This window comes from Streptomyces sp. NBC_00654 (genome assembly GCF_026341775.1).
In the GTDB taxonomy this organism is placed as follows: Bacteria; Actinomycetota; Actinomycetes; order Streptomycetales; family Streptomycetaceae; genus Streptomyces.
In genome coordinates this window covers 1,140,595-1,156,374 of record NZ_JAPEOB010000002.1, presented here as the reverse complement: position 1 = coordinate 1,156,374, position 15,780 = coordinate 1,140,595, and the positions used below count along the sequence as shown (strand labels likewise).

General features: G+C 70.3%; 20 protein-coding genes and 1 pseudogene. 11 read left to right on the top strand and 10 right to left on the bottom strand.

Annotated features, from left to right (window positions below):
- Window positions 1-285: 285 nt before the first annotated feature.
- Window positions 286-906, top strand: coding sequence for a PadR family transcriptional regulator (locus OHA98_RS25455; protein WP_266929062.1), 621 nt, complete (start codon window positions 286-288; stop codon window positions 904-906).
- A gap of 186 nt (window positions 907-1,092) precedes the next feature.
- Here OHA98_RS25455 and OHA98_RS25450 read toward each other — a convergent pair whose 3' ends face one another.
- Complete coding sequence (locus OHA98_RS25450; protein ID WP_266929061.1) at window positions 1,093-1,524, bottom strand: SRPBCC family protein; 432 nt, start codon at window positions 1,522-1,524, stop codon at window positions 1,093-1,095.
- Window positions 1,525-1,603: 79 nt separating this feature from the next.
- Entirely contained in the window at window positions 1,604-1,798 is a 195-nt protein-coding gene (locus OHA98_RS25445; RefSeq protein ID WP_266930907.1) for a hypothetical protein, read from the bottom strand.
- Window positions 1,799-2,067: 269 nt separating this feature from the next.
- Here OHA98_RS25445 and OHA98_RS25440 point away from each other — a divergent pair, with 269 nt between their 5' ends.
- Together OHA98_RS25440 and OHA98_RS25435 are read left to right on the top strand one after the other, a co-directional pair.
- Window positions 2,068-2,610 carry a Clp protease N-terminal domain-containing protein gene (locus OHA98_RS25440; protein WP_266929060.1) on the top strand — a complete coding sequence of 181 codons (543 nt, stop codon included), beginning with the start codon at window positions 2,068-2,070 and terminating at the stop codon, window positions 2,608-2,610.
- An 87-nt stretch (window positions 2,611-2,697) separates the two neighbouring features.
- Entirely contained in the window at window positions 2,698-3,714 is a 1,017-nt protein-coding gene (locus OHA98_RS25435; protein ID WP_266929059.1) for a DMT family transporter, read from the top strand.
- Between the two features lie 72 nt (window positions 3,715-3,786).
- Here OHA98_RS25435 and OHA98_RS25430 read toward each other — a convergent pair whose 3' ends face one another.
- Window positions 3,787-4,482, bottom strand: coding sequence for a pyridoxamine 5'-phosphate oxidase family protein (locus OHA98_RS25430; protein ID WP_266929058.1), 696 nt, complete (start codon window positions 4,480-4,482; stop codon window positions 3,787-3,789).
- A 39-nt stretch (window positions 4,483-4,521) separates the two neighbouring features.
- On the opposite strand from OHA98_RS25430, the gene OHA98_RS25425 reads away from it, so the two are divergent.
- Window positions 4,522-5,853 (top strand): aminotransferase class I/II-fold pyridoxal phosphate-dependent enzyme, encoded by a 1,332-nt coding sequence (locus OHA98_RS25425; RefSeq protein WP_266929057.1) that lies wholly within the window; start codon window positions 4,522-4,524, stop codon window positions 5,851-5,853.
- A gap of 99 nt (window positions 5,854-5,952) precedes the next feature.
- Here OHA98_RS25425 and OHA98_RS25420 read toward each other — a convergent pair whose 3' ends face one another.
- Window positions 5,953-7,041, bottom strand: coding sequence for a DMT family transporter (locus OHA98_RS25420; RefSeq protein WP_266929056.1), 1,089 nt, complete (start codon window positions 7,039-7,041; stop codon window positions 5,953-5,955).
- Window positions 7,042-7,079: 38 nt separating this feature from the next.
- Here OHA98_RS25420 and OHA98_RS25415 point away from each other — a divergent pair, with 38 nt between their 5' ends.
- Window positions 7,080-8,003 carry a LysR family transcriptional regulator gene (locus OHA98_RS25415; protein ID WP_266929055.1) on the top strand — a complete coding sequence of 308 codons (924 nt, stop codon included), beginning with the start codon at window positions 7,080-7,082 and terminating at the stop codon, window positions 8,001-8,003.
- Here OHA98_RS25415 and OHA98_RS25410 read toward each other — a convergent pair.
- The gene (locus tag OHA98_RS25410) at window positions 7,996-8,466 is read right to left on the bottom strand and encodes a pyridoxamine 5'-phosphate oxidase family protein (RefSeq protein WP_266929054.1); all 471 of its coding nucleotides are present in this window, start codon (window positions 8,464-8,466) and stop codon (window positions 7,996-7,998) included. The genes OHA98_RS25415 and OHA98_RS25410 overlap by 8 nt on opposite strands.
- 149 nt (window positions 8,467-8,615) lie before the next feature.
- Between OHA98_RS25410 and OHA98_RS25405 the strand changes: the two genes are divergently transcribed.
- From OHA98_RS25405 to OHA98_RS25390, 4 genes are all read left to right on the top strand, one after another.
- Window positions 8,616-9,284, top strand: a complete 669-nt coding sequence (locus OHA98_RS25405) for an isochorismatase family protein (protein ID WP_266929053.1) — start codon at window positions 8,616-8,618, stop codon at window positions 9,282-9,284.
- Window positions 9,285-9,568: 284 nt separating this feature from the next.
- The gene (locus tag OHA98_RS25400) at window positions 9,569-9,892 is read left to right on the top strand and encodes a hypothetical protein (protein ID WP_266929052.1); all 324 of its coding nucleotides are present in this window, start codon (window positions 9,569-9,571) and stop codon (window positions 9,890-9,892) included.
- 190 nt (window positions 9,893-10,082) lie between these two features.
- On the top strand, window positions 10,083-10,211 hold the full coding sequence (locus tag OHA98_RS25395; protein WP_266929051.1) for a hypothetical protein: 129 nt from the start codon (window positions 10,083-10,085) through the stop codon (window positions 10,209-10,211).
- A 921-nt stretch (window positions 10,212-11,132) separates the two neighbouring features.
- Window positions 11,133-11,558: a hypothetical protein gene (locus tag OHA98_RS25390; RefSeq protein WP_266929050.1), complete on the top strand. Its 426-nt coding sequence runs from the start codon at window positions 11,133-11,135 to the stop codon at window positions 11,556-11,558.
- Window positions 11,559-11,568: 10 nt separating this feature from the next.
- Here OHA98_RS25390 and OHA98_RS25385 read toward each other — a convergent pair whose 3' ends face one another.
- From OHA98_RS25385 to OHA98_RS25365, 5 genes and pseudogenes are all read right to left on the bottom strand, one after another.
- The gene (locus OHA98_RS25385) at window positions 11,569-12,066 is read right to left on the bottom strand and encodes an AAA family ATPase (protein WP_266929049.1); all 498 of its coding nucleotides are present in this window, start codon (window positions 12,064-12,066) and stop codon (window positions 11,569-11,571) included.
- A gap of 136 nt (window positions 12,067-12,202) precedes the next feature.
- Entirely contained in the window at window positions 12,203-12,760 is a 558-nt protein-coding gene (locus OHA98_RS25380; protein WP_266929048.1) for an aldo/keto reductase, read from the bottom strand.
- Window positions 12,748-13,047: an aldo/keto reductase gene (locus OHA98_RS25375; protein ID WP_266929047.1), complete on the bottom strand. Its 300-nt coding sequence runs from the start codon at window positions 13,045-13,047 to the stop codon at window positions 12,748-12,750. The genes OHA98_RS25380 and OHA98_RS25375 overlap by 13 nt, the downstream gene beginning before the upstream one ends.
- Window positions 13,048-13,154: 107 nt before the next feature.
- Window positions 13,155-13,550, bottom strand: a complete 396-nt coding sequence (locus OHA98_RS25370; protein WP_266929046.1) for a sugar phosphate isomerase/epimerase — start codon at window positions 13,548-13,550, stop codon at window positions 13,155-13,157.
- A gap of 104 nt (window positions 13,551-13,654) precedes the next feature.
- Window positions 13,655-13,867 (bottom strand): annotated as a pseudogene (locus OHA98_RS25365) (sugar phosphate isomerase/epimerase); the annotation flags it as partial.
- Between the two features lie 479 nt (window positions 13,868-14,346).
- Between OHA98_RS25365 and OHA98_RS25360 the strand changes: the two are divergent.
- Together OHA98_RS25360 and OHA98_RS25355 are read left to right on the top strand one after the other, a co-directional pair.
- Window positions 14,347-15,246, top strand: a complete 900-nt coding sequence (locus tag OHA98_RS25360; RefSeq protein ID WP_266929045.1) for a HipA family kinase — start codon at window positions 14,347-14,349, stop codon at window positions 15,244-15,246.
- Window positions 15,243-15,626: a DUF3037 domain-containing protein gene (locus OHA98_RS25355; RefSeq protein WP_266929044.1), complete on the top strand. Its 384-nt coding sequence runs from the start codon at window positions 15,243-15,245 to the stop codon at window positions 15,624-15,626. Before OHA98_RS25360 ends, OHA98_RS25355 begins: the two co-directional genes overlap by 4 nt.
- Window positions 15,627-15,780: the final 154 nt, after the last annotated feature.

The window sequence follows — 15,780 nt, the reverse complement described above, 5'->3', positions numbered from 1 at the left end:
GCAAAGCATGGCCTAGCAGGCGCTCGACCACGGTCCCAGACGGTCGCCGAGGAGATCAACCTTCACCGAGAGAGGTCAAACACGCAGCGGTCAGCCTGAGCTGACACAAGAAGCCATGTGGTCACTCATCGCTGACATAAACGAACTTTGATCAACTCTTTCTGGCAAGCGATCAACGATCGCTGTCACAGGTCACCGGGCGGAGGCGGGCGATGTTTGCCAGGCGATAGTTTCCGATATATCGTTGACGCATCGCGACAGATCAACGATGGAAGGAGCGTAGCGATGCGTTCACATGGACACGAGCATGAGCACGGACATGGGCACTGCGGGCCCGGTCATCAGGGTCGGGGCGACTTCGAGGGGCGGCGGGCGGCTTTCGGGCAGTTCGGGCCGCCGTTCGGTGGCGGTCCCTTCGGCGGCGGTCCCTTCGGGGGCGGGCGCGGCCGGGGTGGCGGCAGGGGCCGGGCGAGGCGCGGTGACGTACGTGCGTCGATCCTGGCCCTGCTGAAGGACCGGCCGATGCACGGGTACGAGATGATCCAGGAGATCGGCGAGCGCAGCGGCGGGGCCTGGCGGCCCAGCCCGGGTTCGGTCTACCCGACCCTCCAGCTGCTGGAGGACGAAGGCCTGATCGTCAGCGCGAGCGAGGGCGGCAAGAAGCTGTTCACGCTCACCGACTCCGGGCGCGGTGAGGCCGAAACCGGTCCCGAGGCGCCGTGGGAAGAGGCCGGGCGCGGCGTCGACTGGGAGAGCGTGAACGAGATCCGGCAGGCCGGCTTCGGTCTGATGGAGGCGTTCGGGCAGGTCTGGAAGACCGGTTCGGCCGACCAGCGGCAGAAGGCGCTGTCCGTCATCAACGACGCCCGCAAGAAGCTCTACCTGATCCTTGCCGACGAGCACTGACGCCGACGGTCGTCGGCGTCGGCGAGCTGTTCGGTACGAAGGGCCCCGCGGCCGGTCCGCGAGGCCCTTCCGGCTGCTGCGGCCGGATGCTTTTGGCGAGTCGGCGAGTCGGCGAGTCGGCGAGTCGGCGAGTCGGTCGAGGGGCGCAGCGGCGCGGGGGTGTCGGTGCCGCGGTGGCCGCGGCGCCTATGCCGTGACGAGACCGCCGAGTTTGCGCAGCGACTCGTGCAGCGCCGCCGTCGCCGAGTCCTTGAGCTTGCCCGCCATCAGCGAGACCGCGGCCCCGGTGAACTCCCCGTCGATGCGCATCGTGGTGGCGTCCCCGTCCGGCGTCAGGGAGTAACGCATGGACAGGTTGACGCCCATCGGGCCCTTGCCCGTGGTGGTCAGCAGCCGGCCGGACTCCAGTGCGGCCACCGTCCAGGTCACCTCGGCGGGGAAGCCCATGAGCTTCATGTTCTCCTCGTAGGTGGCCGCGAGCTCCAGTACGGCGGGGCCGCCCTTGGGGAAGCTGGTGTGGGTGGCGTTCCACGCGCCGTACGTGGTGAAGTCCGTGAGCTGTGCCCAGACCTTTTCGGCGGGTGCTTCGATACGCGCCTCGGCGCTGACTTCGGCCATGCGGTCACCCCTGGATCGTCGGGTTGCGGTGTCGCGGAACGTAGCGGCAGTGGCGGGAACATTCAATACTGATGAACTGTCAGATCTGCTGGGTCTGCCGGTTCCGCCAGATGACCGCCGAATCGAACCGGTCCGAAGCGCGTGGATGCGGGCCCTCGTCGTGGCAGTGGAACGCGGCCCAGAAGAGATCGGCGGGCAGCGCGTCGTCCGGTGCGTACACCCGGTACACGTACTCCAGCCCGTCCAGTGCCGGCAGGGCGACCATCCAGAACACCTCCGACATACTCCTTCCCGATGCTGTGAACGTGCTGTTGCGTGAGGGACGTACGGGAAGGGCCCCCCGGTTGCCCCGGGCACGCGGGGCGGGGGCCGCTCCGGTTCCGCGGGCCGGGACCGTGCGCCCCTTTCGGATCGGTTGCGCGCGGTGGGGACATCTCATCCGCAAGGATGAGGGCCTGATCCGGTGTGCCCAACTTGGGTGGGATGTGTAAATGGGCCCCTCCGGGGATGCTCCGGCACGCCGGGACTGATGGGGTAAGAGGTGTGCAAAACCGGACGCCGCGGATACCTGAACAGCCCGCACCGAACCGTGCCGACCTCGATGCCAGATTCTCCGTGGAACTGGCTTCGGTGGTGACCGGCGCGCGCAGACGGGCCTTGCGCGACGGTGACCGTCAGATCGACACGGCCCATCTCCTGCACTCCCTCATCGAGTCGGACCCTGCGGTCCGTGACGCCTTCGACGGAGGTCCGCGGCTGGCCAAGGTGCTCGGCTACCTCGTCCAGCGCAGCATCGGCTACGGGCTCCGCTGGCAGGGCTCGGTCGAGGACTCCGGCGCGGTCCCGGTGGTCCGGGACACGGCGGCGGAGGGCTGGTCGCCCTCGGCGGTGACCGCCATGGAGGAGGCCGGGCGCCGCGCCGCACTCCGCGGTGAACCTCGGCCCGGCGGCCTCGACCTCCTCGCCGCCCTGGCCGCCGACAAGGAGTGCCGGGCCGTGGAGGTGCTGGCCCGCGCGGGCGTGGACGCCGCCTGGCTGGCGGACCGCGCGGCGGAGCTGACCGCCGAGGCGTCTCCGCAGGTGTGAGCCGGGATGTCGCGGCAGGCGTGAGCCACACGTCTCGACAGGTGTGACAGGGATGACGCTACTGATCGCAGCTGTCATGATGTGCCGATGCACGCGTCTCAGGGGAGAAGCGCCGGCCTGGGACTGGCCCTCGTCTCGGCTTTCGCTTTCGGTGGTTCAGGGGTGGCGGCCAAGCCGCTGATCGAGGCGGGTCTCGATCCGCTGCACGTGGTCTGGCTCCGTGTGGCGGGCGCCGCGCTCATCATGCTGCCGGTCGCCTGGCGGCACCGGAACCTGGTGCGTGAACGTCCCGCGCTGCTGGCCGGGTTCGGGCTGTTCGCCGTCGCGGGTGTGCAGGCCTGCTACTTCGCCGCGATCTCCCGTATCCCCGTCGGCGTGGCGCTCCTGGTCGAATATCTCGCCCCCGCGCTGGTGCTCGGCTGGGTCCGCTTCGTACGGCGCAGGCCGGTCACCCGGGCCGCCGCGCTCGGTGTGGTCCTCGCGGTCGGCGGGCTGGCCTGTGTCGTCGAGGTGTGGTCCGGGCTCAGCTTCGACGCCGTGGGGCTGCTCCTCGCGCTCGGTGCGGCCTGCTGCCAGGTCGGCTACTTCGTCCTGTCGGACCCGGGCGGTCAGGACTCCGGGGGCGGTGGCGAGGAGAGCGCCCCGCCCCCGCATCCGGTCGGCGTCATCTCGTACGGACTGCTGACCGGTGCCGCCGTCCTCACCGTGGTCGCCCGGCCCTGGGGCATGGACTGGGCCGTTCTCGGCCGGAGCGCCGAGATGAACGGCAACGCCGTTCCCGCCTGGCTGTTGCTCGGCTGGATCGTGCTGCTCGCCACCGTGTTCGCCTATATCACCGGGGTGATCTCGGTGCGGCTGCTCTCCCCGCAGGTGGCGGGCGTCGTCGCCTGTCTGGAGGCGGTCATCGCGACCGTCCTCGCCTGGGTGCTGCTCGGTGAGCATCTCTCCGCACCGCAGCTCATCGGCGGCTCCGTCGTCCTGATCGGCGCGTTCATCGCGCAGTCCTCGGCTCCGAAGTCCCCCTCGGGGCCGGTGGCCTCGGGTGCGGTCCCGCCTGGCGTCGTGACCGAGGAGGCGCTGCCGGTGGAGCGCACGTCGCCGTAGCGGGCCGATCACGCGGCCGATGCGCCGGTGTGCCGGTGCGTCACAGGGAGCCCGGTGTGCCGGCGCGGCCGGTCAGTGTGCGGACAGGTAGTCCGGCACCGCGACGGCCGGGTCGAGGTCGTGAGCCGGGACCGGTGCGCCGTACCCGCGGGTGAGCGGGATGACACCCGCCCAGTGGGGCAGCCCGACGTCGGCCGGTTCGTCGTTGGGGCCACCGGTGCGGATCTTCGCGGAGACCTCGTCCAGGTCGAGCCGGATCACCGCCGTCGCGGCCAGTTCCCTGGCGTCGGCGGGCCGGGTGTCCGAGGACCTTCCCGGGACGGCCTGTTCGACGATGGCGTCCAGTGCGATGCGCCGTTCCTCGGGGTCGGTCACCGCGACCGCCACCCCGTGCACCACCACGGAGCGGTAGTTCATCGAGTGGTGGAAGGCGGACCGGGCCAGCACCAGCGCGTCGACATGGGTGACGGTGAGGCAGACCGGCAGGCCCGGGTCCGACGCGTCGGCCGCCCGCAGCGGCCGGGAGCCGGTCGAGCCGTGGATGTAGAGACGTTCGCCGACCCGTCCGAACAGGGTCGGCAGCACGACCGGCGCCCCGTCGCGCACGAAGCCCAGATGGCAGAGGTACGCAGCGTCGAGTATCGAATGGACCACTTCCCGGTCGTAGGAAGCGCGGTCCCTGCTCCGGGTGGGAATGGTGCGCCCGGTGGGCACATAGGGGGCGACGGGGTCCGGCCCCGTACTGTCGGGCGTCGAAGTGTCCGGCATGGCGTGCGTCCTCCATTGCACTAGTGCATAATGAGATTTGTGCTAGGAGAGTATCGGATCAGTGGGCGGCGTGCATCGGAAATCGCCGCGAGTGTGGAGCGTGGGGTCGGTTCGGGTGACCTCGCGCCCGGCCAGGTGCTGCCCCCCATGAGGGAGCTGGCGGCGACGCTGGAGGTGAACCCGAACACCGTTGCGGCCGCCTACCGGACGCTGCGCGAGCGTGGGGTGATCGAGACGGCGGGGCGCCGGGGCAGCCGGGTGCGGTCCCGCCCCGCCAGTACGGCGCGGGGCTCGCTGCGGATCGAGGCGCCGCCCGGTGTCACGGACCTGGGCGAGGGCAACCCCGACACGGCCCTGCTGCCGGATCTCGGGGCGGCGTTCGCCGCGGCGGTGACCGCCCACGCGCGGCGGCCCGGTCTGTACGGGGAGGCGCCGGTGGTCGCGGAGTTCGCCGCGTTCGCGCGGGGGGCGATGGACGCCGACGGGGTACCGGCGGGGCCGCTGGCCGTCACCTCCGGGGCCCTGGACGCGATCGAACGGGTGCTGTCCGCGCACCTCCGGGCCGGCGACACGGTCGCGGTCGAGGATCCGGGGTGGGGGAGCCTGCTCGATCTCGTACCGGCACTCGGGATGCGCGCGGTCCCGGTGGGCGTCGACGACGAGGGACCGCTGCCCGCGGACGTGGAACGCGTCCTGCGGGCCGGTGCCCGCGCGCTCATCGTCACCGACCGGGCGCAGAATCCGATGGGGGCCGCGCTGACCGCACAGCGTGCCCGCGAGCTGCGCGCCGTACTCGCCCGTCACCGGGGAGTCCTGCTGATCGAGGACGACCACGGGCACGCCATCGTCGAACAGCCGCTGCACCCGCTCGCCGGTGTCACGGACCACTGGGCCTTCGTGCGGTCCACGGCGAAGGCGTACGGGCCGGATCTGCGGGTCGCCGTGCTCACCGGAGACACGGTGACGGTCGACCGGGTGGTGGGGCGGCTCGGCCTGGGACCCGGCTGGGTCAGCCGGCTGCTCCAACGGGCCGTCCTGCACCTGTGGACCTCGGGTGCCGTCGACCCGGCGGCGGTCGCCAGGTCGTACGCGGAGCGGCGGGGCGCGCTCGTCGAGGCGCTGGAGGCGCGGGGCGTGGTGGCGCACGGCCGCAGCGGGATGAACGTATGGGTGCCGGTGAGCGACGAGACCGGGGCCGTGACCCGGCTGCTGCGCGCGGGATGGGCGGTGGCTCCGGGGGCGCGGTTCAGGATGGCCGCACCGCAGGGAGTGCGGCTCACCGTGTCGGCGCTGACCGCCGCGGACATCGAGCCGCTGGCGGACGCGGTGGCGGAGGCGGCGGGGCCGGCGCGGCCGATCAGCTACGGGTGAGGGGCGGCGTGCCGGGCGTACGGGCCGATGGGGCGGGCCCGGGGCGGGCCCGCCGGTCGGGGCCGGGGGAGCGGCCGGGCGCGGGCGGCGCGTGGCCGGTCACGATCGGTGCGCGGACGCGGGCTGGGTCGGGGGCGGTACGGTCCGGCTCTGGGTGAGGAACGCCCCGGCGAGGACGATCACGGCGCCCACCGGAGTGTTCCAGCTCAACTCCTCACCGAGCAGGGCGACCCCGGCCGCCGTGGCGATGACCGGGATGAAGTACGTGACCATCTGGGCGGTCGTCGGGCCGACCTCCTCCACTAAGCCGTACTGGAGCAGCACCGCCAGGCCCGTCCCCAGAGCCCCCAGCGCGACGACGGCGAGGGTCGGCAGCAGAGGGAAGGCCTCCGGCGCGGAGGTGAACAGAGGGGTCACCAGGGCCAGTTGCAGCGTACCGATGAAGAGCTGACTGCCGGTCAGCGCCAGCGTGGACGAACCCGTCCCGGCCAGCGTCCGGCGGACGTAGATCCAGCCGATGGGGTAGCTGAGGGAGGCCAGCAGCGCCATCGCCGTACCGCTGAGGTCCAGCCCGGAGAATCCCTGCCAGGCGCCGAGCACGGTCAGGACGCCGAGGAAGCCGAGGCCCAGGCCCGCGACACGGCGGCGGGTGGGCCGGTCCTCGGACAGCGCGACGATGGAGAGCGCCATGCCCCAGAGCGGAGAGGTCGCGTTGCAGATTCCGGCGAGCGTGGACGGAATGGTCGTCTCGGCGTAGGCGAAGAGCGAGAACGGCAGGGCGTTGAGGAAGAAGGCGGCGACGGTGAGATGACCCCAGGTCCGCGCCGAGCGCGGCACCCGCTCGCGGCGCACCGCCATGGCGACGGCGAGCACCGCCGTACCGGACAGCAGGCGGCCGAAGGTGACCTGGAACGGGGCGAAGGCGTCGGTCCCCACCTTGATGAGCAGAAAACTGAAGCCCCAGATGAGCGAGAGCGCCCCGAACCGGATCCGCCAGTCCGCCGCCGGCCGGCGTACCCCTCCGCTCGTCCCCGGGCGCCGGGGGAGAGCGGGCGCCGATGCGGCTGCGGACGGGGGTGCGGAAACCGGGGCGCCGGTGCGCGGTGCCCGGTGCGCGGCCGATCGGGCCGCCGGTTCGGAGGGGGCGCTCATGAGGGCAACGATGACGAAATCAACCACGTAGGACAAGTGAGAATTACTGGTGCCGTTCCCGTAGCATCGCTTACATGTTGAACCTGGAGCGCCTTCGTACGCTGGACGCCCTCGCCCGGCACGGCTCGGTGAGCGGGGCGGCCGGTGGCCTGCATGTCACCACCTCGGCGGTCTCCCAGCAGATGGCCAAGCTGGAACGCGAGGTGGGGCAGCGGCTCCTCGCCAGGAACGGCCGCGGCGTCCGGCTCACCGACGCGGGGCGGCTGCTCGCGGATCACGCCGCGCGGATCCTGTCCCAGGTGGAGCTGGCCCAGTCCGACATCGAGGCCCAGCGGGGCGAGGTGGTGGGTGAGGTCGAGATCGCCGCCTTCCCGACCGCGGCGCGCGGACTGTTCCCCGCGGCGCTGGGCTCCCTGAGTGCGGATCATCCTGAACTGAAGGTCCGTACGCGGGAACTGGAGCCCGAGCAGGGTGTTCTGGCGGTGCTGCGCGGCGATGTCGACCTGGCCGTCGTGCTCGAATGGAGCAACAAGCGGCTGCCCGTGCCCGGCGGGCTGTCCAGGTCCGAACTCCTCGACGACGCACCCGACATCGCCATGCCCGCCTCCCACCCGCTCGCGGACCGTACGGAGGTGGCCCTGGCGGACTTCGCCGAGGACGAATGGGTGTCCTGGCCCGCGGGTGAATTCTGTTACGAGTGGCTGATGTTCACCCTGCGGTCCGAAGGCATCGAGCCCCGCATCTCCCATCTGGCAGGTGAGCACCACACCCAACTCGCCCTGGTGGCGGCGGGTTTCGGAGTCTGTGTGGCGCCGCGTCTGGGACGCGGTCCGGTGCCGGACGGGGTACGGCTGGTGCCCGTGCGGCAGACGATGCGCCGGCATGTCCACGCGATGTGGCGGACCGACGCCGACCGGCGCCCCTCCGTCAGGGCGGCGGTCGAGGCACTGCGCGGCGCGGGCCGCGAGGCGGCGGCTTCCGGGGCGGGTCTCAGGTGAGACCGGCCAGCTTGCGGAAGTCCCAGGACGTGACCGTTTCCGGGGTGAGCCGCAGCCAGGCGTGCCGCCCGTCGTGCGGCATGGTCTCCATCCCGAAGTACTTCGGAGGGAACAGCCGTTCCGGCACCTCCAGTTCGGCGCGGAGCTCGCCGGTCCGGGGCGCCTCGCCGATGAACTCCGCCTCGCCGGACAGCTCCACGCCGCGCAGATCCCCGTACTCCACGCCGTCGTCGACCACCACGGCGATCCTCGGGTCCTGACGCAGCTGGGCCCAGCGCAGACTGCGGGTGAGGGAGTACAGCCAGAGCGAGGTGCCGTCCCAGACGTACCAGAGGGCGCCGATGTGCGGCTGCCCGTCCGCGCCGAGGGTGGCGACCCGGCAGGTGCGCTGTTCGGTCAGATAGGCGTCCCGTTCGCCGTCCGTCATCATGATCCGGCGGCCTCTTCGCTGAGTGTCGGCCATGGAGTGCCCCTCCCGATGTCTGACTATGTGTCAGGTAGCATGGTTGCTCTTCCCTCGTCGCGCAATGGCCGTTAGCCTCGCGCGCCCGGTCCGTCCGCGGAAGTCCGTGCCCTTCGCGGGGCCGGACGACAGTCAGGAGGAGAGGCACTGTGCCGTCCAAGGAATCACCGGAGCGGCTCGCCGCTCTGCTCGACCCCGCCACCACCGTGCTGCTGACCGTCGAGTGCCAGCAGGGTGTCGTGGGCCGGGACAGCGCCCTGCCCGAACTCGCCCGCGCGGCCCGGTCCTCCGGCGCCCTCGGCAATGTGGCCCGGCTGGTCGACGCGGCCCATGAAGCCGCGGTCCAGGTGGTGCACGCGGTCGCCGAACGCCGCCCCGACGGCCGCGGCGCGAACCACAACGCCCGGCTCTTCCGGGCCGCCGCCCGGCTGCCGGTCCAGCAGCACACCGGCAGTACGGCGGTACGGGTCGCCGAGCCCATCGACGTGGCCGGGGAGGACCTCGTCGTACGGCGGCTGCACGGCCTGTCCCCCCTCGCCGGTACCGAAGTGGACGCCCTGCTCCGCAACCTGGGCTGCCGGACGCTGGTCGTCACCGGGGTGTCGGCCAACGTCGCCATTCCCAATGCCGTCTTCGACGCCGTGAACCTCGGCTACACGGCGGTCGTCCCGTCGGACGCCATCGCCGGAGTGCCCATGGAGTACACCCCCGCGATGATCCGCAACACTCTCGCGCTGGTCGCCACCGTCGTCACCGCCGACGACGCGATCGCCTGCTGGAAGGGCGGGCGGCGGCGGAGTGCGGCCGCGCCGGCGTGAGCACGCCCCTGCGAGCGCGCCCGTGTGAGCGCACCGAGGCTGACGGTGCGGTGCTGGGTGTACGGCGTGTTCAGGGAGAGCCGGCAGTGTCCTGAGGTTTCGTCCTTGTCGCCGATGAGCGACCACAGGGACCGGCCCGGAGGCCGCACCGGAGCGACAGCGCCGGCGTCTGCGGGCGACGGTACACTGCGTTTCTGGAACTGGGCGGGACGGAATCGGGTTCGCGCAGTCGGTGGAACGGCCGTTGGCCTTGCGCCTGACAGTTTTACGTGAGGGGCGCATCTGTGGAGTTCGCTTTCATAATTTCTGCCGTCCTCGTCTTGGGCAGCCTTGCCTATATCATTCACCTTTTTCGCCGCGACCACAGGATTCGGTCGCAGGGGCGGGATGTCCGGGCCCTGGTGGAGGACGTCCGCCTTGTCAGCACGAATGACAGCGGGGCGGCCACCATAAAATACCGGCTTTCGTGGCACGAGAACGGCGCCACGAAATATGTTGAAGGCCGGGATACTATTTCCGCCTTCCATTCGTCGAAGGTGCAGAAAGGCTGTGAGGTCGCCATCAGGTATCTGGATGATGACCATATTCTTTTTGATTTCGACAATTAGGTCCTGATAGGAGGAGCCTCTTGCCTGCGCGGATGATCCTTCCGGCGTCCTCCAGGATCGCGCTGCGTTGGACAACCGGTTTCTCCCCATGCGCTCCCCAGCTCTTCCGATCCTCCGCAGATTCTCCCCGGGGCCCACTGCCGCAGGCGTGGTGGCCAAACTCTGTCCCGTAGGAAGGCGAGGAGGCATCGTGAACAGCATCGCCTCGACCATCACCCGCACCGGTCTGATCGTTCGTGCCTCTCGCCGCATGGTGCGATCACCGGAAGGCCGCCAGATCTGCGCCTCTACCCGATCCGCGCATTCCAAGATCGGTTGAGATACGGCTTTAAAAGGCTCATCGACGGGAAACTTTAGGGGTTTCCGTCAGGCTTGGCGCGTTTCCGCAAGTCAGCGGCTTTTTGGGCGAGCCCTGTGAGTTCTCCGTCAAATACTGCCGGTCGGCATCATTGGGCAACGGTGATCGCCATTTTTGTGAGAGGTCACCGCAAGGCGCTTGAAATCGACGGGGGCTGAGGCGTCGAACCCTCTCCACTCCACTATGTAGGGGCCATCTTGTTCGTATTGGTAGTGGCCGGTACGCTCCGAGGCAATTGCCGCCACACCGCCGAGGGGGTTGCTGCACCCGGCCACGAGAATGTCTTGATGTACCTCGCCCCGTATGGCTCGACCGAGAGCGTCGGGGGGCGTCGGCGCCGAGCTACTTCTGCCGGACCCGCACGGGGCAGCGTGTCCCCGTCGACGCCGACGAGTACACGCTGCTGCATCTGATCGACGCCGAGCGCTCCATCGCCGGCATCGCGGCGGCGCTCCCCGGGGCGTTCCGAGACGGAGGTGGTCGACGCCATCGACGATCTGCGACAGCGTGGCATGGTGCGGCTGGCCCGCGCGGCGGTGGAGGCAGGGGGGCGGAGCGAACGATGAAGTTCGCCTTCTTCGACGACTACTGCCATGAGCGCGGCCACCACCCCGACCTGCTGATGGGCCTGGGTACCGCGGCAAGGGCGCCGGTCTACTGTCCGCCGTCCTACTTGGAGGGCCGGTCGGCGGACCGGCGACGAGTCGAGCATGTGCCGGTCACGGGGTCGCGGCAGGGGCTGGCGTCGGTGACCCGGCGCAACCTCCGGACGTCGCTGGCGACGCCTCGGCCCGTGGGCGCGAGGTCTTCGTCAACCTCTTCTTCGACGAGAACTGGGATTCCCTGCCCGTCGCGTCGGGGCCGCTGCGCGTCATCCACGCGGTGCACCGGCCCGCCGAACTGACCGGTGAACTCGGCGGTGTCAACGCGGAGAAGACCGGCGACGTACGGGGACTGCTGAAGCAACTGGGCGCAGGCCGGGATCTGTTCGTCGTGCACACCGCGACGGGCGAGCGCCAGGCACTCGACTGGTTGCCGCGCGACGCCGTCGTCAGGGTGGGCTGGCCGGCGGCCACGGCCGCGGAGGTGCGAGAGCGGTTCGCGGCTCCTCGCCGGGACACCGACGAGGAGCCCTATGTGCTGCTCGTCGGCGAGGCGCTGGACTACAAGGGCTTCCACCACCTGCTGGAGGCGGTCAACCCCGGGCCCCGGCTGCGGATCGGGGGAAACCGGGCGAACGGGGCGGAACTCATCGCCCGCCGCTACCCCAGGGCGGCGCGGAAGCCGGTTCCGCCCGGACGAACGTGATGCGGCCGGTCTACGGGGTCTGCTGCGCCGGAGTGCCGGGGAACGGATCGAACGCGGCCAGCTCGTCGGGGGTCGGCGGCTGGAAGCAGTGGAGCGCCGTGTCGAGCACGGACTCCGTGATGAGATATGTCCCTGGCGGGAGATCCGCGTTGCGCTTGGCGATACGCGCACGCAGCTCATCCATCGGCAGGTCGAGAACGCACAGCACTACCTGCGCGCCCACCGCCTGCGCCTCGCTCCGGTACTGATCGCGCTCTTCCCGGGCGTACAGCCCCCAGTCGAGCACCACATTCCCGCCGGTTTCCAGAATCCGCAGGGCGGTGCGCCACTGCAACCGCTCCACCGGATCGCGCGTGGCGTCCAGTTCCTCATCGGAATAGGCCGGAAACAGCTCGAACAGCCATTCGTTGGCGGTCAGTCGAAGAGCTGACCATTCCCCTTCCAGACGCTTGGCCAACGTCGTCTTGCCGGAACCGGGGAGCCCGCAGATGAGGAACAGGGTAGCCACGACCGGAAGATTATCATCGGCGTATCCCGGGAGCGAGGGACAGCCGGGCCGTCCGGGGACGACGGCCGGTGCGGCTCCGGAAACAGTGGCGGCGACAGTGGCAGCCCCCACTGGGCCCGTCTGCGGGGGACGTTCCTCAACCGGCCGGCGGCCGCAACGGGCCGATGCCCACGGCGAATTCCTCGATGGTCGACGCGATACGGCGCAGATCCGCCTCGGAGAGTCTCAGTCCGTCCGCCGCCAGCAGATCGCCGAGCTGGCCCGGCCTGCGCGCACCGACGATGGCCCCGGTGACGCCCGGCCAGGCCAGCACCCAGGCGATGGCCACGGCCGGCACCGGCACTCCGTGCGCCGCGGCGATCGACCGTACGGTCTCGGCGACCGCGAGATTGCCGGGCAGATGAACGGTGAACTCCGGGTCGGTACGGCGCCAGTCGTTGTCCGGCAGCGACTTCACCCGCTCCGGGGAGAACGCACCCGACAGGAGGCCCGAATAGAGCGACTGGTACGTGATGACTCCGGTGCCCCGGGCGGCGGCCCACTCGATCTCCGGCGCCGCTTCCCGCCGGATGGCCGACAGCGGGGGCTGGATCGCGTCGACGTGCGCGACCTTCTCCGCCCGGTCGAGCTCCTGCACGCTGTGATTGGACAGGCCGATGGCGCGGACCTTTCCCTCGGCTTTCAGGTCGGCCATGGTCTGCCAGTACTCCTCCACCGGGACACCCTCCGGCGGCACAGTGCGCTCCCGCCATCCGTCGCGTTCGCCGTCGTCCGGACGGAGTGGCCGAGGCCGTACACGGCGGCCGTGTCGATCCAGTTGACTCCGGCGTGCGGCGACCGGCGGATCGTGGCGATGGATTCCCTGTCGTCCTGGCTGCTCCAGCCGTAGAGCCAATCGGGCCCCCCGAGCGCCCAGGTCCCCAGCCCCAGGGTCGTGATGCTCATTCCCGTCACGCCCAACGGACGCTTCTCCACACTCATGGACTTCTCTTCCCGCTGGTCGACTGCGGGCGGTCCAAGGCGCTCGGCTCTGCGACGGTGCGACCGGACGGTGCGGCATACGGCGCGTCCGTCCGGCTTCCCGGCAATCAGGCGACGATCAGCGGCCGCAGCGTCCGGTGGGCGATACGCAGCCCCTGGGTGACGCGCTCGTCGTCGCCGCCCCACACCGGATCCTCGTGCTCGACGGCCAGAGTTCCTGTGAAGCCGAGCGCATGGAGCCGGTCCACCGTCCGCTTCCAGTCGATCTCTCCCAGTCCGGGCATGCGATAGCGCCACCAGCCCATGTCCCAGGGGGTGTCGCCCTTGTCGACCCGGCCGTAGAAGCCGTACCGCTGTCGAGCGGCGTTGTCGATTTCCACGTCCTTGGCCTGAGCATGGGCGATCCGGTCGATGTACGGAGCGATGGTCCCCACCGGATCGATACCGAGCCAGACGAGATGTGAAGGTCCCAGTTGAGATAGAAGCCGAGTGAGAACATCCATTCCCAGAGTTCGGGCGAGTAGGCAAGGTTCGCGGGGTACCCGTCCGGGTGCCAGCCCTCCGCCGCGCAGTTCTCCACGAGGAGCTTGACGTCCCGCTCGCCGGCGTACTCGACGAGCTCCGGCAGGATGCGCTCGGCCTCCTTGATGTTGTCCGAGATCGATGCGGTCCAGTCATGGCCGATCCAGGTACCGACGTGAGGGACGCCCAGCTTCCGCGCCGAGTCGATGGCCTTCTTCAGATGGTTGCGAACTCCTTGCCGACGGGCGGGATCCGGATGGAGATTGTTCTCGAAATAGGCCAGAGCCGATATTTCCAAGCCGTTTTTTTCGAGCGAGACCTTCGTGTCGTCGACTTGGCCGGGGTGAAGTCCGCCACACGCAGGTGACTTCCCTCGGACGCGCGGTCACTGGGCCAGACCGCGACCTCCAGAGTCTCGTATCCGGCTGTGGAGGCCCATGCGGCGATGCGGTCCGGATCCCATCCGGGAAGACAGCCGGTGAACATTCCGAGTTTCACTGTGACACCTCTCATCCGGATACGGACACGATGGAGCCCGCGCTTCTGAGATCTCCACCCCGGGATGACCGAGCCGACCGCCGGGTTGGATCTCGGCCTGACCCTGGGCGGGGGCTGCGGGGCTGATTCCAGAGGGAATTCAGGAAGATGACCGGAAGCGCCGCCCGGCGGAGGGGGAGCGCCGAAGACCCAGCTGAACCAGGAGCGCCGCGCGCGGCTTCCTGCCATTCCGAACTCGGGTGCGGATTCGCAGGGAGCCGCGCCGTATAGCCTGGGGAAATGCTGACAGAAGTCACGGCGACCCGCTATGTCACGCCCCTGCGTGAGGGCGGCTCGCTCCCGGGCATCGTCGAGGCCGACGATCTCGGTACGTACGTCATGAAGTTCACCGGCGCGGGCCAGGGCCGCAAGACCCTCGTCGCGGAGGTCATCTGCGGGGAGCTCGGCCGCAGGCTGGGGCTGCGGGTCCCCGAGCTGGTGACCATCCAGCTCGACCCCGTGATCGGGCTCGGGGAGCCGGACCAGGAGGTGCAGGAGCTGCTCAAGGCGAGCGGCGGGCTGAATCTCGGCATGGACTATCTGCCCGGCTCGCTCGGATTCGATCCGCTGGCGTACGAGGTGGACCCGGTGGAGGCCGGGCGGATCGTGTGGTTCGACGCGCTGATCAACAACGTCGACCGGTCGTGGCGGAACCCCAACATGCTGGTCTGGCACGGTGACCCCTGGCTGATCGACCACGGCGCCACCATGATCTGGCACCACAACTGGCCGGGTGCGGAGGCATCGGCGGCCAAGCCCTACAACGCCTCCGACCACGTCCTCGCGCCCTTCGGGCCGGACATCGCGGCCGCGGCCGCCGCGCTCGCCCCGCTCGTCACCGAGGAGCTGCTCACCGAGGTCACCGCCGATGTGCCGGACGCCTGGCTGACCGACGAGCCCGGCTTCGGCTCGACGGACGAGCTGCGCCGGGCGTATGTGCGGCCGCTGCTGGCGCGCGCCGCCACGGTCCATGAGCGGATCACGCTGGACGCCCCCACCAGGACCACCCCCTCCAGGGCCCCGGGCTGGCTCACCGATCACCTCGCTCCCTGGCCCCACCCGACGAAGAAGGACCGCGTCGCGCAGAGCGGGGCCGGCCGGAACAGTGCCGCGCGGAGCGGCGAGGAGAACGGCCGATGAGCGAGCGCGATGTCTTCGAGTACGCGCTGCTGCGGGTGGTCCCGCGGGTCGAGCGCGGTGAGTGCTTCAACGCGGGTGTCCTTGTGTACTGCCGGGCCAAGTCCTTCGTGGCGGCCCGTACGCACCTCGACGAGAACAAGCTGAAGGCACTGGACCCGGACGCCGACGTCGTCGGGGTACGGGCCGCCCTGCGCGCGGTCGAGGGGGTCTGCGGCGGCGGCGAAGGGGCCGGGCAGGCGGCGGGCGACGACGCCGGGCGGCGCTTCCGCTGGCTGATCGCGCCGCGCTCCACGGTCGTCCAGCCGGGTGCCGTGCACAGCGGCCTCACCCTGGACCCGGCGGGGGAGGTCGACCGGCTGCTCGACCTGCTGGTGCGCTGACCGGTCCCGGCCCGGTGGCCCGGAGACGTGCGGAGCCACCCCGTCGGGTGTGACATGCGGCCACTGTTCCCGTGGGCCGTTGACACCGGGTGCCGGGGCTTCTAGCGTCTCGTCTGCTGAAGGTACTAAGCGGTTGCTCAGTCATCGGGACTCT